Annotated in this window: 21 protein-coding genes and 1 riboswitch; of the genes, 7 read left to right on the forward strand and 14 right to left on the reverse strand. The window is 42.6% G+C overall.

Annotated elements, in window-relative coordinates; genetic code table 11:
- Window positions 1-19: 19 nt before the first annotated feature.
- The 7 genes from spoIIIAB to MHH68_RS11125 form a co-directional block, all read right to left on the reverse strand.
- Complete coding sequence (gene spoIIIAB, locus MHH68_RS11095; RefSeq protein WP_058014701.1) at window positions 20-535, reverse strand: stage III sporulation protein SpoIIIAB; 516 nt, start codon at window positions 533-535, stop codon at window positions 20-22.
- Entirely contained in the window at window positions 529-1,452 is a 924-nt protein-coding gene (gene spoIIIAA / locus MHH68_RS11100; RefSeq protein ID WP_339163076.1) for a stage III sporulation protein AA, read from the reverse strand. Before spoIIIAA ends, spoIIIAB begins: the two co-directional genes overlap by 7 nt.
- A 66-nt stretch (window positions 1,453-1,518) precedes the next feature.
- On the reverse strand, window positions 1,519-1,800 hold the full coding sequence (locus tag MHH68_RS11105) for a YqhV family protein (RefSeq protein ID WP_058014699.1): 282 nt from the start codon (window positions 1,798-1,800) through the stop codon (window positions 1,519-1,521).
- Window positions 1,801-1,980: 180 nt separating this feature from the next.
- A complete protein-coding gene (gene efp / locus MHH68_RS11110; protein WP_003215497.1) occupies window positions 1,981-2,538 on the reverse strand; it encodes an elongation factor P in 558 nt (185 codons plus the stop codon).
- Window positions 2,539-2,563: 25 nt separating this feature from the next.
- Window positions 2,564-3,625, reverse strand: coding sequence for a Xaa-Pro peptidase family protein (locus MHH68_RS11115; RefSeq protein WP_268496888.1), 1,062 nt, complete (start codon window positions 3,623-3,625; stop codon window positions 2,564-2,566).
- Window positions 3,622-4,065, reverse strand: coding sequence for a type II 3-dehydroquinate dehydratase (gene aroQ / locus MHH68_RS11120; RefSeq protein WP_003215787.1), 444 nt, complete (start codon window positions 4,063-4,065; stop codon window positions 3,622-3,624). The genes MHH68_RS11115 and aroQ overlap by 4 nt, the downstream gene beginning before the upstream one ends.
- A gap of 108 nt (window positions 4,066-4,173) precedes the next feature.
- Window positions 4,174-4,701, reverse strand: a complete 528-nt coding sequence (locus tag MHH68_RS11125; RefSeq protein WP_339163080.1) for a YqhR family membrane protein — start codon at window positions 4,699-4,701, stop codon at window positions 4,174-4,176.
- A 222-nt stretch (window positions 4,702-4,923) separates the two neighbouring features.
- On the opposite strand from MHH68_RS11125, the gene MHH68_RS11130 reads away from it, so the two are divergent.
- Window positions 4,924-5,880 (forward strand): DUF1385 domain-containing protein, encoded by a 957-nt coding sequence (locus MHH68_RS11130; RefSeq protein ID WP_339163082.1) that lies wholly within the window; start codon window positions 4,924-4,926, stop codon window positions 5,878-5,880.
- Between the two features lie 38 nt (window positions 5,881-5,918).
- Window positions 5,919-6,314, forward strand: a complete 396-nt coding sequence (locus tag MHH68_RS11135; RefSeq protein ID WP_003215754.1) for an SA1362 family protein — start codon at window positions 5,919-5,921, stop codon at window positions 6,312-6,314.
- Here the strand turns inward: MHH68_RS11135 and MHH68_RS11140 are convergent.
- The 3 genes from MHH68_RS11140 to MHH68_RS11150 form a co-directional block, all read right to left on the reverse strand.
- Entirely contained in the window at window positions 6,311-7,186 is an 876-nt protein-coding gene (locus MHH68_RS11140; protein ID WP_058014695.1) for a patatin-like phospholipase family protein, read from the reverse strand. The genes MHH68_RS11135 and MHH68_RS11140 overlap by 4 nt on opposite strands.
- A 103-nt stretch (window positions 7,187-7,289) precedes the next feature.
- Window positions 7,290-7,724, reverse strand: a complete 435-nt coding sequence (gene mntR, locus MHH68_RS11145) for a transcriptional regulator MntR (protein ID WP_003215946.1) — start codon at window positions 7,722-7,724, stop codon at window positions 7,290-7,292.
- A gap of 86 nt (window positions 7,725-7,810) precedes the next feature.
- Window positions 7,811-8,647, reverse strand: coding sequence for a biotin/lipoate A/B protein ligase family protein (locus tag MHH68_RS11150; protein WP_003216009.1), 837 nt, complete (start codon window positions 8,645-8,647; stop codon window positions 7,811-7,813).
- Window positions 8,648-8,867: 220 nt separating this feature from the next.
- On the opposite strand from MHH68_RS11150, the gene MHH68_RS11155 reads away from it, so the two are divergent.
- Window positions 8,868-9,248, forward strand: a complete 381-nt coding sequence (locus MHH68_RS11155; protein ID WP_041816283.1) for a rhodanese-like domain-containing protein — start codon at window positions 8,868-8,870, stop codon at window positions 9,246-9,248.
- A gap of 44 nt (window positions 9,249-9,292) precedes the next feature.
- Here the strand turns inward: MHH68_RS11155 and gcvPB are convergent, their stop codons facing one another.
- The 3 genes from gcvPB to gcvT are packed head-to-tail and all read right to left on the reverse strand — an operon-like array spanning window position 9,293 to window position 13,203.
- Window positions 9,293-10,750: an aminomethyl-transferring glycine dehydrogenase subunit GcvPB gene (gcvPB, locus tag MHH68_RS11160; protein WP_058014693.1), complete on the reverse strand. Its 1,458-nt coding sequence runs from the start codon at window positions 10,748-10,750 to the stop codon at window positions 9,293-9,295.
- Window positions 10,743-12,089 (reverse strand): aminomethyl-transferring glycine dehydrogenase subunit GcvPA, encoded by a 1,347-nt coding sequence (gene gcvPA / locus MHH68_RS11165; RefSeq protein ID WP_180310528.1) that lies wholly within the window; start codon window positions 12,087-12,089, stop codon window positions 10,743-10,745. Before gcvPA ends, gcvPB begins: the two co-directional genes overlap by 8 nt.
- Window positions 12,090-12,105: 16 nt before the next feature.
- Entirely contained in the window at window positions 12,106-13,203 is a 1,098-nt protein-coding gene (gene gcvT / locus MHH68_RS11170; protein ID WP_144462734.1) for a glycine cleavage system aminomethyltransferase GcvT, read from the reverse strand.
- Window positions 13,204-13,406: 203 nt separating this feature from the next.
- Window positions 13,407-13,514: riboswitch (glycine riboswitch) on the reverse strand.
- 250 nt (window positions 13,515-13,764) lie between these two features.
- Here gcvT and MHH68_RS11175 point away from each other — a divergent pair.
- The 4 genes from MHH68_RS11175 to sinR all read left to right on the forward strand — a co-directional run bounded on the left by MHH68_RS11175 (window position 13,765) and on the right by sinR (window position 16,963).
- Window positions 13,765-15,435 (forward strand): SNF2-related protein, encoded by a 1,671-nt coding sequence (locus MHH68_RS11175; RefSeq protein ID WP_339163088.1) that lies wholly within the window; start codon window positions 13,765-13,767, stop codon window positions 15,433-15,435.
- Window positions 15,436-15,449: 14 nt separating this feature from the next.
- On the forward strand, window positions 15,450-16,247 hold the full coding sequence (locus MHH68_RS11180; protein ID WP_058014689.1) for a YqhG family protein: 798 nt from the start codon (window positions 15,450-15,452) through the stop codon (window positions 16,245-16,247).
- 182 nt (window positions 16,248-16,429) lie between these two features.
- Window positions 16,430-16,594 (forward strand): anti-repressor SinI family protein, encoded by a 165-nt coding sequence (locus tag MHH68_RS11185; RefSeq protein ID WP_003217357.1) that lies wholly within the window; start codon window positions 16,430-16,432, stop codon window positions 16,592-16,594.
- A gap of 33 nt (window positions 16,595-16,627) precedes the next feature.
- A complete protein-coding gene (gene sinR / locus MHH68_RS11190; protein ID WP_012010555.1) occupies window positions 16,628-16,963 on the forward strand; it encodes a transcriptional regulator SinR in 336 nt (111 codons plus the stop codon).
- Window positions 16,964-17,030: 67 nt separating this feature from the next.
- Here the strand turns inward: sinR and MHH68_RS11195 are convergent, their stop codons facing one another.
- Window positions 17,031-17,831 carry a TasA family protein gene (locus MHH68_RS11195; RefSeq protein WP_058014688.1) on the reverse strand — a complete coding sequence of 267 codons (801 nt, stop codon included), beginning with the start codon at window positions 17,829-17,831 and terminating at the stop codon, window positions 17,031-17,033.
- Window positions 17,832-17,844: the final 13 nt, after the last annotated feature.

Consider the following 17,844-nt stretch of genomic DNA (forward strand, 5'->3'; position numbering starts at 1 on the left):
GCTCTCGACTCCCTTCCTCTCACATCAATAAAAGAATCAGTAGTAATCCGCTTAAAAATCCGAGGCTTCTGACCATTTTTTCATTTTTGGCTTGGGCGATTTCAGCTTCCTTCTCCTCCGATTCCAAATGACCTAAAGCAAGCTTGATATATTTTTGCTGAGACGTGACATCATGCTGGCCAAGTGTTTCTCCAAAGTGCTTCAGTGCCTCATATTCGCCTTTTTTTAAGACGGTTTTTTTCCAAACATCCTCAAGACTCTCATTCCATGCATGCCGTGCAGAAAAAGTTCCACCTTTCAGCTTTTCTGCAAATTGTTCAAATAACCGATTCACAGGAGTGCCTACTTGTGACGCAATTTGCTCTGCTGCACGCGCTAGAGGTGTTTGACCATACATAATTTCAGCTTCAAGAGACTGGAGCGCAAACCGGAGCTGTCGAATTTGTTTCGGCCGGTCGCTATATCGTTTGGCAAACTCGAACCCTCCCCAAGTCGTAGCCGCGACAATCAAGATAGCGCCAATGAGCTTTAACATACGTCCACTCCCCGCCTCCATTTCATCTCTTGTCCGCCTTGGTCATATATTCGTCCGATCGTGCCGGGACCGTCCTTGCGATTTAATTCAACATAACGCTCAAACACACGAAGCTCCCATAGCGGTTTCAATGATGGACGTTTATATACATCTTCAAGTGAATAGCCATGAACGGAAACGATAATGGTGACCCCCGCATGAATCGCTTCTAAAAGTGCCTGCACATCCTCGCGTTTGCCGATTTCATCGACAATCATGATCTCTGGACTCATAGACCGAATCATCATCATCAAGCCCTCAGCCTTTGGACACGCATCGAGCACATCCACCCGGTGTCCAAACTGGTGCTGCGGCACCCCTCTTATACACCCAGCGATTTCTGATCGCTCATCTATAATGCCTGTTTTTTTAGGAGGAATTGCTTTTGTGCCCGTACTAGCCAGTCTTGCTATATCCCGCAATAATGTCGTTTTCCCTGTTTGCGGTGGACCGATGATCAGTGTATTGCACCAGTGCTCATCATATAAATAAGGAAGAAAGGGAAGCGCAATCCCGACTTTTTCTTTTGCGATGCGGATATTAAATGAAGAGATATCTCTTAATCCTTTGACAATGCCGTTTTCAACGATCACCTTTCCTGCAAGTCCCACCCGGTGCCCGCCTGAAATGGTGATGTAGCCTTGCTTTAGCTCCTCTTCAAGTGTGTACATGCTGTAATTGCTCAGCCTGCCTAATAGCTGAGACGCATCTTCTCCTGTTGTGCGATAAGAAAGAAAGCGCGGTTTTCCTCTTTGCATTAATTCAATAGGACGATCCGTGCGAATGCGGATTTCTTCTATTTGATCCCATTCTGCTTCTTTTAGCAGTCTAAGTTCTTGTCCAATCGAGTGCGGGAGAATATCCAACAAGCTCCGCAACGAATTCCCCTCCTTTTTTTCTTCTCTAAAATGTATGATGGGAGCCGTTAATTATGCCAAGCCGTTTTACTTATAAATCCCAACAAGAATAAATACGACACCAATGAAAATAAAGACGAGCTTGGCATAGGATAGCTGCCCTGCGATTTGATAGATTCCAATCGTCATCGTGATAATAAAAATGAGCGGCCCAATGATCGCCAATATACTATTAATGACAACCGCTTTACGGACATCATTTGTGACTAAAATGAGGATGGCGGCTGTCATTTCAATCGCTGCTGATAAAAACCTCATGCCTGCCATCGCAGCGACTGATGGATGGATGCCCGGGAGAAATTGTTTCATACTAGAACCTCCAGCTTTTTTTACACTATATGCTTGTCTAGCTGGAAGTAGTCTTGTTTTTCGGAAAGGAAAAGAGATGAATGAGAGAATTGAGAGAAGGCGTACCTTTTGGGGGAGTCTTACATGTTTTACAATAAAAAAAGACTGTAAACACGAGGTTTACAGTCTTTTTTTCGTTCATTACGCTCTTGACACGTATGAACCGTCTGATGTATTAATGACTAGTTTATCTCCTTGGTTCACAAAGAAAGGAACGTTGACGATTAAACCAGTTTCTGTTTTTGCAGGTTTTGATCCGCCTGATGTCGTGTCACCTTTAATACCAGGCTCTGTTTCTACTACTTCTAGTTCTACCGTGTTTGGAAGTTCTACTCCAAGTGTTTCAGCACCATACATCACAATGTGAACCGACATATTTTCTAGCAAATATTTCAGCTCATCTTTAATTTGTGTTTCACTTAGTTCAAGCTGCTCATAAGAACTTGTATCCATGAAGACATGTTGGTCGCCATTTGCATATAAATATTGCATTGTTTTTGTTTCGATTTGAGCTTTCGCTACTTTTTCGCCTGCACGGAATGTTTTTTCTTGAATAGCACCAGTACGCAGGTTACGCAGTTTCGAACGAACAAACGCTGCGCCTTTCCCTGGCTTTACGTGTTGGAAATCCACTACACGCCAAATACCGCCGTCCACTTCAATTGTCAGGCCTGTACGAAAATCGTTTACTGAAATCATTTTGTCATCCTCCTACATTTCACCATCATAATATGATAAGTTCTTTCGGTGAGTGGGTCAATCGTTTATTGCCGTCAGCTGTCAGGACAATATCATCCTCAATTCTCACGCCGCCGACATCCGGCAAGTAAATTCCCGGTTCAACTGTCACGACCATTCCCTCTTCTAAAACGACCTCTGATCGTGAGGAAAGGCCTGGCGCTTCATGTACTTCCATCCCTAGCCCGTGGCCAGTTGAATGCCCGAAGTATTGACCATAGCCATACTTTTCAATGATGTCACGTGTGATGCGATCAGCTTCTTTTCCTGTTAAGCCTGGCTTGATTCTATCCACACCAGCGTTTTCTGCTTCTAATACGATATGATAAATTTCCTTTAACTTATCGCTCGGTGTGCCAACAGCAATCGTTCTTGTCATATCAGAACAATACCCTTTATAGTAAGCACCGAAATCGAGTGTAACTAAATCACCAGATTCAATCACCTTTTCACTCGCTCTTCCGTGCGGCAGGCTTGAACGAACACCTGAGGCGACAATCATATCGAATGAAGATCCTTCAGCGCCTTCTTTTCTCATGAAAAATTCAAGCTCGTTCATGACAGCAATTTCCGTCAAGCCCGGCTTGATGTAAGTGAGAATATGATCAAAGGCGTGATCTGCAATCTTCGCAGCTTCCTCTAATATCTTAATCTCTTCACTAGACTTAATCAAGCGCAACTTTTCAACTGATTCTGAGACCGGAACAAGCTCAATATCACCTGTTTTCTCTGCATACTGCTGGTACGTGGCAAATGTCATATGGTTTTGTTCAAATCCAAGGCGTTTGATCCCAAATTCCTTTGCCGTTTGAGCTGCGGTTTCTGCGATATTTCCTTTATGTTCAATAATGTCGAAGCCTTTTACTTGGTCCTTCGCTTGCTCTGTATAACGGAAATCCGTGATAAAAGCTGCCCGATCCTTTGAAACAACGGCGAGACCGGCTGAACCAGTAAAGCTGGTCATATACTGTAAATTAAAGCTGCTCGTAATGACTAGACCATCGATCTCTAATTCAGATAAAAGTGTTCTTAACTTTTCAAGTTTCATGATACTGCTCCCCCTTCACTCACTAAATAACGAATCGCCAATTTATACCCTTCTAAACCAAGACCAACGATTTGCCCTTGGCATACTGGAGCAAGTACAGAATGATGGCGGAATTCCTCTCTCTTATGAACGTTTGAGATATGTACTTCAACGACGGATAAAGAAATACTTGCAATGGCATCTCTCAGGGCATAGCTGTAATGTGTAAAAGCCCCCGGGTTAAATACGACTCCATCGTACTGATCTTCTGCCTCGTGGAGCGCATCAATCAAATCTCCTTCGTGATTTGATTGAAAGAACGTTAACTGGATATTGGCTCTTTCTGCAAACTGGAACAAATCTGTCTCTAAATCTGTCAGCGTCTTACTTCCGTAAACAGCCGGCTCTCTTTTGCCAAGCCTATTTAAATTCGGCCCATTCAGCACAAGAAAATGAGGCATACAACCACTCCTTCACCCTAATTCAATCTATATCGAGATCTGTTTCTTTTTCCTTAGAAACCTTTCGTTTCCAAAAATATTTTATCATATGAATAGGTGATTTACACTTTATTCTGTCTTTTTCCCGAGTGCCCTCGCAAGCTTTTGACTCGTTAATTCATTATATTCAAACGAAATGCTGTACCCGACAAACATGCCGTATAAAATATATAGGCAAAATGTCGTGACGATGGTGCTTTGCTGCAAATCTTGTACTTGCTTTACATCTGGGAAAATCGGGTTAAATACGTAAAAAACGATCAGCCATAAAAGCGCGCCATATATCAGCCCCATCCAATAGCCTTTGATCCGTTTCAAAAGCCCATAATAAATAAAGGCTGCTCCGATCGATAAAACCCCTAAAAGCACAATACTGATAAAAGTACCAAGTCCGCCCTTTTTCCACTCTCCGAGTACAAAAGGCTGAAGGAGCATATTGGGACTCACCTCTGAGAAATGAAACATATGGGTCAGAAACCCGATAAAGCCCCAAAAAACACCGCCAACAAAGCCTGTCGCAGCTGCTCTTGCCAATAGCGATGACGTTTGTACAGACTGATTGTTCTTTTCTTGGTTTTTCTTTTCATCACGTTTCATTTGTGAACACCTCCAGCAAGTAGTATGTCCAAAATGTCATAAAAAAAAGGATTTCCATACGTGAGTGTAAAATTTTTATAACAGGGTATACTGGCTAAAAAGAGGTAGATAGAATTCTAGTAGATAATCGACCTGTGCGCTAGTGATTTCCCTACATTTCCTGTACAATAAAGGTATAAGGAAATGCATGTAAATTACAGGAAACAGGCAGGTTGATGAAATATGTCCAATCAAACAAAATCTCCAGCATATGGAGGGCAGGCAGTTGTCGAAGGTGTCATGTTCGGAGGTAAAAAGAACTATGTGACAGCGATTCGGCGTAAGGATCAGTCCATTGAGTTTTTAAAGCTTCCCCGGACCTTCAATAAACGAACCGCCTTTCTCAAGAAAATCCCCTTTGTCAGGGGTGTTGTTGCACTTGTTGAAGCAAGCGCAAATGGCAGTAAGCACTTGAACTTCTCCAGCGAGCGCTATGACTTAGATCCTTCAGGAGATCATACTCTTGAAAAAGAACAACAAAGCTCAAAATTATCTATGATTTTCGGCATTGCTGTGATCGGAGTTCTCTCTCTCCTCTTTAGTAAATTTGTCTTTACCCTAGTACCTGTCTTTTTAGCTGAACTTGTGCGGCCCGTCTTTTCAGGGAATTTCGCACAAATCGCAGTTGAAACATTCTTTAAACTGGTCCTGTTATTAGGCTATATTTACTTTATTTCCATGACCCCTTTAATTAAAAGGGTATTTCAATATCATGGCGCAGAACATAAAGTCATAAACTGCTATGAACAGAATCTTGACATCACAGTGGAAAATGTCCAAAAACAATCACGTCTTCATTATCGATGCGGTAGCAGCTTTATTTTATTCACTGTCATTGTCGGAATGTTCGTCTATTTACTCGTACCGACAGATCCTTTATGGGTGAGAATTCTGAATCGCTTGGCGCTCATTCCAGTTGTTCTCGGCATTTCATTTGAAGTGCTTCAGCTTACGAATAAACTCCGAGAAGTGCCTGTGCTGAAAGTGCTTGGCTATCCTGGCCTTTGGCTGCAATTGCTGACAACAAAAGAACCTTCTGACGATCAAGTCGAGGTAGCCATTGCAAGTTTTAATGAACTTCTTCGTTTAGAGGAAGCATCTCTGAAACAAGCGTCAGATTCTGCTCATCAAGTGATCTAACTTATAAATCCGGTAAATTCCTTCGGAGGTGGACAGTTATGAATCGCCGAGTACATCCTGCTTTTACCATTATTTTCGCTTTAGGTGTTTTGGGATTTGTGTATTTACTCACAACGAATCCAGGCAGACTTTTTACAATGCTGCTATCAGTTGTGATCATTGGAGCGGTTATGTTTTTCCTATTTAGATGGCTGATGAATCGAAGAACTGGAACAGAGGGCAATCTTTATCGTAAAGCAGTCAAACAATCTAAACGTCGCTACCAGCAGCCTAAACCAAAAACGAAAAGCCAGATGAAAAATCGGGTCACTCATTTGCGAAGCGTGCCGACTGACCACAAGTCTAAGCCCGTCCTTCTCAAAAAGAAAAGCCAAACACAGTTAACTGTGATTGAAGGCAAGAAAAACAAAAAGAAGAATCGCGCTTTGTTTTAAAATGTCCAGCTTTTTAAAAATTGCTCGGCCTTCTGTCTGCCTAGATCGACGAGCGCCTTTTTCTTTTCTGTCATCAGCTGAAAATCAGTGGCAATGACGTGTTCTACAGGAATAAAAATCACATGACGTTCGTGTTTTGTGGCAATGTGTCTTTCGTCATGAGCACCACGCATCGTTTCAAAAAGAGCGCCAAACAGTTCAAACGCATTGCGGATGGAGTGTTGAGGGCGTTCTTTTTCGTTTGGGGTTAATGTGACACCGACGAACGGTCTTTTTTTCTCTTCGGCAAACAACCAAATTGGAAAATTACTAAGCACGCCTCCATCCACAATGGTACAAATGCCTTTTGATGACTTTAGTTTGACAGGCTCGAAAAAATACGGCAGACTGCAGCTCATCCGGATTGCCCTTGCAACAGAAAAACGCTCTGGATTTAAGCCGTATGAAGGAAGGTCGTCTGGCAGCACGAGAATTTTTCCATTTGTTAAATCAGAGGCAACAATTTTCAGCGAATCTTTTTTAAGATCCCCAAATACGGTGACCCCCTTTCGTTTCAACACATCTGTCAGCCATTTTTCCAGCCGGTCGCCTTTGTAAAGACCAAGACGCCAATAAATAGACACCCATCTAAGCATTTTAAACGGGATGAATTGACATCTCCTATCAAGCAACTGATGTTCATCCATTTCATCTAAAAGCCCCCGAATCTCCTGACTTGTAAAGCCTGCCGCGATGAGTGAAGCAATGATCGCTCCAGCACTTGTACCAGCAAGGCGGACAAATTGATATCCTCTCGCTTCAAGCGCTTCATAGGCACCCGCAAGTGCTGCCCCTTTAATGCCTCCACCTGAGAACACACCATCTATCTTCATCGAGGAGCCCCCTTTGATATCACGCTATTAATAGTGTAAGAGCATATGCTTTCAATTAGAACTTTAATCAAAAAGGACACCCATGCTGAGGGTGTCCTTTTTCTTAAGATTCTTGATTTGTTTGTTCGTTCTTCTTTTGAATCGCTTTCAGCTGAACAGATCGCTCGTCGTTTTCTTCAAAGAATTGAACGAGATCGCCGATACGGTCAATGCTGTTCCAGCTGAGATGATGTTCAATGCCTTCTACATCATCATAAATTTTCTCTTCATCTACACCAATGATTCTTAAAAATTGCTCTAGCAGTTCATGTCTGTATACGAGACGTTTTCCAATTTTTTTGCCTTTCGGGGTTAAAATTAGACCACGATACTTCTCATAAATGAGGTATTCATCTTTATCTAGCTTCTGAACCATTTTTGTTACAGAGGAGGGATGGACAGCGAGTGCTTCTGCAATATCAGAGACTCTGGCATATCCTTTTTCTTCTATCAGCATATATATTTGTTCAATGTAATCTTCCATACTAGGTGTAGTCATAAAACCCCTCCATAATGCACCTTTACTTAATAATCATAACAATTCTACACCATCGCCCATTAAAAAACAAGGAGTGTCCACTGTCTTTAACGCTTGTAATTCCACTCGTCTGATGCATATTTCGTTTTGGCAAGGTGGTGGACAAATGCTAACTCTTCATCTGTCAGCTCATAAGGCACAAGCTCAATATTTAATCCTTTTTCAAATCCTCGTTTAAACGCCACACGCGCATCATCTATTGTACAGGTTCGGTCTGAGATTTCATTGATGGCGACCGCTTTGTTTTTAAAGCTTCTCTGCATCCGCTCTCTCACCCGGTCGTTTGGATAAAGAAATAAATCGAACAATTTGTCCTCATCAAGGTCAATTAAGATGGAGCCGTGCTGGAGGATCACTCCTTTTTGTCTCGTTTGAGCACTGCCTGCTACCTTTCTGCCTTCTACGACAAGCTCGTACCAGGAAGGGGCATCAAAGCATACAGACGATCTTGGATTTTTTAAGCTTTCTTTTTCTTTATCTGTTCGAGGAATGGCAAAATACGCATCGAGTCCCAGTTCTTTAAAGCCCTCTAAAATGCCTTCTGAAATGACGCGGTATGCCTCTGTCACCGTCGCCGGCATTTCTGGGTGTTCCTCTGACACAATCACGCTGTAGGTCAGCTCCTGATCATGAAGAACCCCCCGCCCTCCAGTTGGTCTGCGCACAAACCCAAGGCCATAACGCTCGACTGCTTCCATGTTGATTTCTTTTTCAACATGCTGAAAATACCCAACAGACAATGTCGCCGGATTCCATCCATAAAAACGGATGACAGGCGGGATGAGCTTCTCACTATGCCAATAAAGCAAGGCTTCATCCATTGCCATGTTAAAGGCAGGGTCTTGATTTCCTGTATCAATGAAACACCATTTCTCTTTTTGCATATAAAAATCCCTTCTCTTTTACGTAGTCAATGTTAGATGATGGTCACAGCCACCGATATTCTCTCTTCATCAGTCTATCAAATAGGGAACGAATTGAAAATAATTCTGACCATTTATGATGACAAGTTTCTTTTGCTTTACTATAATAGTATTTGTCTAAAACGTACCATCAGACAGGCCACTGTGCTGATGCTCAAGAAGGAGTCGAGTTGTATTGTCAATGTTCAACTATATCGTCCTCTCACTTTGTGGACTTTTCGTTCTTTATTCTGTCGGCAGCTACATTTATCAGCAGCGTATTATGAAAACGCTGACGGAAGCAGAATTTATTAAAGGTTACCGCAAAGCTCAACTCATTGATGTGAGAGAGCCAAATGAGTTTGATGGCGGACATATTTTAGGGGCAAGAAACATCCCCCTTTCCCAGCTAAAACAGCGCAAAAATGAAATTCGTCCTGACAAGCCTGTTTATCTCTATTGCCAAAACAATTTGAGAAGCGGAAAAGCAGCGCAAACTTTACGTAAAAACGGCTGTCGTGAGATTTATAATTTAAAAGGCGGCTTTAAAAAATGGGGCGGCCGCATCAAAACAAAGAACTAACAAAAAAGACTCTGGGAGCATGATCCCCCCTGAGTCTTTTTTCTTTATCTTTCAAAAACGAGAACTGGATTTCGCGCGGCCTTTGTTTCGTCCATTCGTTTGACGACTGTTGTATGCGGCGCTTCCTGTACCACTTCTGGATTTTCTTCTGCTTCTTTGGCAATCTGAATCATTGCTTCGATAAAGGCATCAAGAGTTTCTTTTGATTCTGTTTCAGTTGGTTCAATCATGATACATTCCTCTACATTGAGCGGGAAGTAGATCGTTGGCGGATGATAGCCAAAATCAAGTAATCGTTTGGCAATATCCAGTGTACGCACACCTAATTTTTTCTGACGTTTACCTGAAAGGACAAATTCATGCTTACAGTGACGGTCAAATGGCAAATCGAAATGAGTACTTAAACGGCGCATCATATAGTTCGCATTTAACACAGCATTATCAGTTACAGCCTTTAAGCCGTCTGGACCCATAGAGCGAATATACGCATACGCTCTGACATTAATGCCGAAGTTGCCATAGAACGGCTTCACGCGGCCAATTGATTCTGGTCGATCATCATCGAAGTAAAAGCGGCCTTCTTTCTTCACAAGCACCGGCTTTGGCAAGTACGGAATCAAATCCTTTTTGACGCCTACAGGACCTGAACCAGGGCCTCCACCTCCATGTGGACCTGTAAAGGTTTTATGAAGATTTAAGTGAACAACGTCAAAGCCCATATCCCCCGGTCTTGCTCTGCTCAAAACGGCATTCAAGTTGGCTCCGTCATAATAAAGCTTGCCGCCAGCTCCGTGAACGATTTCAGCCATTTCTAAAATATTTTCTTCGAATAGGCCAAGTGTATTTGGATTCGTCAGCATTAAAGCCGCAGTTTCTTCATTGACAACACGGCGCAGGTCCTCTAAATCAACAAGTCCATTCTCATCAGATGCGACGGTAATGGTTTCAAATCCGGCCACTGTCGCAGATGCTGGGTTCGTTCCATGAGCAGAATCCGGTACAATGACTTTTGTTCGCTTATGGTCTCCTCTTGCTTCATGGTACGCACGGATCATCATGAGTCCTGTCCATTCCCCGTGTGCTCCTGCCGCAGGCTGTAATGTCACAGCGTCCATCCCCGTAATTTCTTCAAGATGATCACCTAGGTCATACAGTAATTCTAATGCTCCCTGCACAGTGTCCGCCTCCTGTAGTGGATGGACTTGCGCGAAGCCTGCAAAGCGTGCAACCTTTTCATTAATCTTTGGATTATATTTCATCGTACAAGAGCCAAGAGGATAAAATCCGGAATCGACCCCGTGATTACGTCTTGATAATGCTGTATAATGACGCATAATATCAAGTTCAGATACTTCAGGAAGCTCCGCATCCTCATGACGTATGTACGCCTCATCAAATAAGGACGGGATCTCCTGTTCAGGTACATCTAAATCAGGCAGGCTATAACCAATTCTTCCTTCTTTGGATAATTCAAAAATAAGCGGCTGATCTTGTTTATTCATGGCGATCCCCCAATTCCTTAATGAACGTATCAATTTCTTCTTTCGTTCTTAGCTCTGTCACGGCGACGAGCATGTGATGTTGAAGCTCGGGGTAGTCTCTCCCTAAGTCATAGCCGCCGATGATTCCTTTTTCAAGCAATCGTTTATTGGCTTCTTTCACAGGTTCTTGTAATTTGATGACAAATTCATTGAAATGGGCTCCTTCTACATCAGCAAGCAGTCCATGTGCTTCTGCCTGCGTCTTGGCATAGTGGGCTTTTTGCACGTTTTGATAGGCGATGTCTTTGATGCCTGTTTTTCCGAGCGCTGTCATGGCAACGGAAGCAGCTAATGCATTTAAAGCCTGATTCGAACAAATATTAGACGTCGCTTTATCTCTCCGAATATGCTGCTCACGCGCTTGAAGAGTTAGTACAAACCCACGAACACCATTTTCGTCTTCTGTCTGTCCGACTAAACGGCCTGGCACTTTTCGCATCAACTTTTTCGTCACAGCAAAATATCCGCAATGTGGCCCGCCAAACGCTGCTGGAATGCCAAACGGCTGTGCATCACCAACGACAATATCTGCTCCAAGTTTTCCTGGCGGTGTCAGTAACCCGAGTGCAAGTGGATTACTAGAAACAACGAACAGACTTTTTCCTTTATGCGCAATAGGTTCGATGTCTTTTAACGGTTCGACGACACCAAAAAAGTTTGGATATTGCACAAGAACTGCTGCTGTCTCGTCGCAGACAGCCTTTTCTAATGCTGCTAGGTCCGTCTGTCCTTTTTTCGCAGGCACTTCAACAACTTCGATGTGCTGTCCTTTGGCGTATGTTTTTAGCACGGCTCTTGATTCAGGGTGAACCGTTTCAGAAACAACCACTTTTTTCTTTTTTGTATGTCCAGCAGCTAGCATCGCCGCTTCAGCTAATGCCGTCCCGCCGTCATACATCGAGGAGTTAGCAAGATCCATACCCGTCAGCTCAGCAATCATTGTTTGAAATTCAAAAATGGCTTGTAGTTCACCTTGCGAAATCTCCGGCTGATAAGGTGTGTATGCTGTATAAAATTCAGAACGTGAGATGACATGATCCACAATGACAGGCTGGTAATGATCATATACACCGGCACCAAGAAACGATGCATAGGAAACCGTATCTTTATTCTTTGCAGCTAATCGGGATAATTCCCTTACAAGCTCTGTTTCAGATGCGGCTGCTTTAATGTTGTATGCTCCTTTAAATCTCACTTTTTCTGGGATATCTGAAAAAAGCTCATCGATCGACTGAACGCCGATGACATCCAGCATTTCTTTTTGATCTTGCTCGGTTTGCGGCAAATACCTGTGCTTCATCCTCTATTCCCCCTCGTTATTTGGCTCTTTTATAAAATGGTGTTGCGACGATTTTTGCTTTTAGACGTTTTTTGCGAACTTGTACTTCTATCTCTGTTCCAAGCTGCGCCTGAGAAGATTCGATTAAAGCAAGCCCGACATTTTTCTTTAATGTTGGGGATTGTGTGCCTGTGGTGACAACTCCAATCTGCTTTTCTCCTGAGAAGACTGGATAGTCTGTGCGCGGAATCCCTTTATCTATCATTTCAATGCCGACAAGCTTTCGCTTCGGCCCTTCTTCTTTTTGCTTCTTGAGCGCTTCTTTGCCAATAAAATTGGCTTCTTTATCTGTTTTGACCGCAAAGCCAATCCCGCCTTCTAATGGAGAGATCTCCTTTGTCAGCTCCTGGCCATAAAGCGGAAGTCTTGCTTCAAATCTCAAGGTGTCACGCGCACCGAGCCCGCACGGTATTAACCCTTTTGGCTCGCCTACTTTCAATAAAACCGACCAAATGTGGACCGCATCTTCTGACTTGCAGTAGATTTCAAAGCCGTCTTCCCCTGTGTAGCCCGTTCTTGAAACAAGCACCTCTTTTTGAGCAACCTCAGCTTTTGATAAAAATGTAAATGGCTTGAGCGATGTCACTTCTTCACCCGCTACAGCTTTCATGATGTCAGCGGCAAGAGGTCCTTGAAGTGCTAGCAAGGCGATTTGATCAGAGACATTTTGGATCAATACGTCGTTCGCCTCTTGATGCTGAAGCAGCCATTCCACATCTTTTTCGATATTCGATGCATTAATGACAAGCAAATAATCGTTCTTTTCTTTTTGATAGACGAGCAGATCATCCACTGTCCCGCCATCTTCATAGCACATGGCTGTATATAGTGCCTTGCCGTTTGTCAGCTTCGACACATCATTGGTTAATAACCTTTGTAAAAAAGGAAGGGCGTCTTGACCTTTGATTTCCACCTCACCCATGTGAGACACATCAAAAAGCCCTGCCTTTGTTCGAACAGCTTCGTGCTCTTCTTTAATGGAAGAAAATTGGACAGGTAATTCCCAGCCCCCGAAGTCAATGGTTTTTGCGCCAAACGTTTCATACGCATGAAAAAGCGGTGTTCGTTTCAACATCAATCGTTTCCCCCTTTTTTCTTTCAGTGCAGATCACAAGCTGAATTTTCAGAAAAAAATCACAGCAAAAAAGGACAGAGCGCTCCCTTTTATCAAAAAGAAGTCTCTGTCCTTGCACCTGAAAGTTTACAGCACAACATCATTGTGCGTTTTCCCCTTTGGTGGTTTGCTAAAAAACGATGAGCAAACACTCTCCAGAGTTGCGTCCGGTAAGAGTACTTTTGCCTGAGAGATTCACTGAAACAATTCAGCTTGCTCCTTCGGCGCCTGCCAGTGCTAAATAACCGCCAAGTCTCTCCTCATACCATCATCCGCTCATATTCTTCACATTTATTGGACATACTATCAAAATGGGTGACTTATTTTCTAGATCACTTACCAACATCCTACCATTAGAAACGGATGAAGAGCAACAGAAAAATCATTAACATTTTTTAAACAACCACTCATTATCGTTCGCTTTTATTCAAATATCTAGTCTTTTCAAGACCTCTTAAAAAATGAAGCGTTTAAATACAGAACAATTTTATCCTTAACCTACTAGAAAGGCAGGCGATCACATTGAAGATTCAAACGGTTTTTGATCAGGAATGGGCAAGTGAATTTCAGCAGCGGCTTTCAGCAGACGGACCATGGGCGAACTGGGAAATGTACCGTTTAGCGACGCAGGTCCAAAAAGTCACAGCCATTGATTCATTTGAAGGACTGCAAGCTCCTGCCCATCTGCCTGCATTCACCCCTTTAAAACATCAGCTTGAAGTTGCCAGAAGAGTCGTAGAAGAGATGAACGGAAAAGCCATTTTAGCAGATGAAGTGGGACTTGGAAAAACCGTAGAAGCAGGACTTATTATCAAAGAATACATGATTCGTGGACTTGCCAAAAAAATTCTCATACTCGTTCCCGCCTCTCTTGTATCTCAATGGGTACAGGAGCTGCGCACGAAATTTTATATTGATGCTGTCGAACAAAAAAAGAGCTACGTGTGGGAGCAGTGTGACGTCGTGGTTTCCTCCATTGATACAGCTAAAAGGCAGCCGCATCGAGATACCATTTTATCCATTGCCTACGATATGGTCATTATCGATGAAGCACACAAACTGAAAAACAATAAAACGAAAAACTATGAATTTGTGAGAAATCTAAATAAGAAATTCTGCTTGCTGCTGACAGCGACGCCTATCCAAAACCGTATCGGAGAAATATTTAATCTCGTTTCTCTTCTGAAGCCAGGTCACCTAGGGAATGAACATCAGTTTAAAGATGTCTTTGCCAAAAAGGATTTACAGCTAGAAGACCATGACCGTTTAAAACAGCTTGTGAATAAAGTGATGATTCGTAACCGAAGACAAGACACAGGCATCGAGTGGACAAAACGGCATGTCAAAACGATTTCCATTGATTTCTCTCCGACAGAACAAGCATTATATGATGAAATCTGCAAGCTGAAAGAGAACCCATCTTATACGAAACACATGTTTTCCATCATGACCTTGGAACGAGAATGCTGTTCAAGCCGTGAGGCGGTCTATATGACAATTAAAAAAATGCAGGAAGATGAAAAACATATCCTTGGATCCTCTGCTATAGCGCAAATTATGGAGAAAATCAACCAAGTGCAGCAAAACACAAAGGCGCTTGAAGTCGTCAAGCTTATTCAGCAGTTAAATGAAAAGGTCATTATTTTCACCGAATACCGCGCGACACAAATTTATTTACAATGGTTTCTTCAGCAAAATGGCATCAGCTCCGTTCCTTTTCGGGGCGGCTTTAAGCGGGGCAAAAAGGATTGGATGAAAGATTTATTTAGAGAACGGGCGCAAGTGTTAATTGCTACAGAAGCAGGCGGTGAAGGAATCAACCTTCAGTTTTGTAATCAGATCATCAACTACGATCTTCCGTGGAATCCGATGCGTCTAGAACAGCGGATTGGACGTATCCACCGCCTTGGACAAGAGCGGGATGTCCACATTTACAATATGGCAACTAACGGTACCGTCGAGGAACACATCTTAAAGCTTTTATATGAAAAAATTCAGTTGTTTGAAAACGTCATTGGCGATCTAGATGATATCTTAACGCGAATCGATATCAAAGATGCCGAAACAGAACTGCATCAGATTCTTTTTCATCATGAATCAGATGGAGACATGAACAAGAAATTAACCCAGTTTGCTTCCTATTTAACAGAAGCAAAAACACCGCTTTTAGAAAAAAGACAGCAAGGCTCATAAAGGAGAGTTGATCAATGAAGCAGCGTGACATACATACCTTTCTTCTCCGTTTCTTTCAGGCAAATCAATGCGACATACTGGAAGAAAGCGCAGGACATATGACCGTACAACTGACCATCGATATGGATAAATTGATAATGAACCGCCCTTTTTATTGGCACTGGCTTGAAAAAACTGGTGGTGTTCCGGAGCCGCGGCAATTGACCCTCATCACCGATCAAAAAATAGTGGATGACACTATTGAAGGTGAATTTATCCACTTCGGCTCCCCTCGTTTATTTCAGATTTTTGAAGCCGTCAAACAGCAGGGCCGATTTATCCGTCTCTATGAACGAGTCACTCCACTCATGACCAAACAGATCGCACTCGAGCCTTGGCTTGGTCTCAATGTGAAAATTTCTTATCTCGCAGATCGAAAGAAGGATAAGCTTTTATCACTAGGACTTCATCTCATACGAGGAGAAGTCGTTGAACAATTTCAAGAAAAGCTAGAAACCCGTGAGCTGTCATCTCAAATTCCCGATTACTGCTTTACGATGAGTACAATGATCAAGCCAGAAAGCGGAATCAGACGGCTCTACAGTTTAATGGAGCATTACGCCCATGAGGAACCAGATGATTGGGCGGTAAGAGCTGTTCAAAAATGGAAAGAAGACACTGAACTTTTAAACCAATTTTATGAAGGGACTTCAGACACGTCTGTAGAATATGAAATAGAAAGACAAGCACTCAAAACTTTATACGAACCAAAAATCAGTCTTACGATTGAAAATGGCGGACTTTTTTACTTACAGCAAAAAAGAGGAGGTTGATCCATAGGTCCCCTCCCTTTCATGTGACGTACAATTTTCGATCAGCCAAAAGCAACGTTTGTCTGTTTGTATTGGGCGGAAAAATGACGCAAGCAAACTACGAGGTCTTACCACCTGTGTCTTTCCATTTCATGCGTTAAGTGCCTGAAATACATGATTCAGTATTTTAGGAGGGTATTTGTATGGAAAAGAAAACGAACATATTAGACAGTGAATGGGTTCAATTATTACTTGAAGCTCGTAAAGCAGGGCTAACAGTGGAAGAAGTCCGTCAATTCCTCAAATCAAGTGAAAAGTCCTCTGAGTCTCACCCTCTGGTAAGAAGTCATTCTATCAAACCTTTCTGAATGTGCTATAATATCGAAAGGAAGGTGATGACATTGATTGGCCAGCGTATTAAACAATACCGCAATGAAAAAGGCTACTCACTATCAGAACTGGCCGAAAAGGCTGGGGTAGCGAAGTCTTATTTAAGCTCAATAGAAAGAAACTTGCAAACAAACCCCTCCATTCAATTTCTTGAAAAAGTCTCCGCTGTTCTGGACGTCTCGGTTCATACACTGTTACACGAAAAAGATGAAACCGAATACGATGGTCAATTAGATAGTGAATGGGAAAAACTAGTTCGAGATGCAATGACATCAGGGGTTTCGAAAAAGCAATTTCGTGAATTTTTAGATTATCAAATCTGGAGAAAAAAGCAAGAAGAGGAGTAAAGCGCACATTTTAGCGCATACTCCTCCAATTGCTATGCAGAACTTGATATCAGTCTAAAGACTGGCTTTATTTTTTATCTTCGCTGTGTGCTTTTTCGTTTTCTTTCACGTAGCCTTTTTCATCCGTATGCTTTTTGGGATTGATCGTTAAACCATTCCACTGAGTCGCTTCGAAGGAAAGATCAATTTGAATCGCATCGCCTTGGTATTTATTTTGGATATAGTGACCAGCTTTATCCTTCGTCTGGTCATTGACAAATTCAATGATCATTTCCATTTTATCGTAATCAAACGGGTTCTTTGGTATGCCGTCATACTCTGGAGCCACTGTTCCATCAACAGTTGCTACATTAATCTTCCCGCTTTCATGTAAAAACTTCTCATCGACGGCATGACGAAGCTTTTCAAATGCGGTCTGATCCTGTTTTGCCGTTAGTTGATGCAAGTCAAGCAGGTTTGCAGCGTCTAAGATAATATTTTTCGGATAACCATTTCCACCTTCAGCTCCGACCGTCAGAACACTTACCTGAAACTGGCTAAGAAATTCTTCAGCTGTATTCTTACCGCCATTTTTTGCGGAAGCTCCGTCTTGAAACTGGCTGTAATCAAGACTCATCAGCACTTGATTGATCGCAAGCGATCCTTTATTTTCAAAATTAAATTCTTTTTTGATCCGATCACCAGGTTTTAAGTTTGAAAGGTTGATGGCGCCGGAGTTCTCTTTTGCAGATAAATCCAGCTCTCCTGTCGAGTAGACCGCGTTTGCCGTTTCAACATCGTTAAACGCCGCCCATGTCCCCCCACCGATTAATGCCAGGCCTAAAGCCCCTGATAATACACCTAAACGAATTGATCTTTTCTTTACCATGAATGAACCCCCT

The sequence above is a fragment of the Bacillus sp. FSL K6-2841 genome (genome assembly GCF_037976435.1).
Classification (GTDB): domain Bacteria; phylum Bacillota; class Bacilli; order Bacillales; family Bacillaceae; genus Bacillus; species Bacillus pumilus.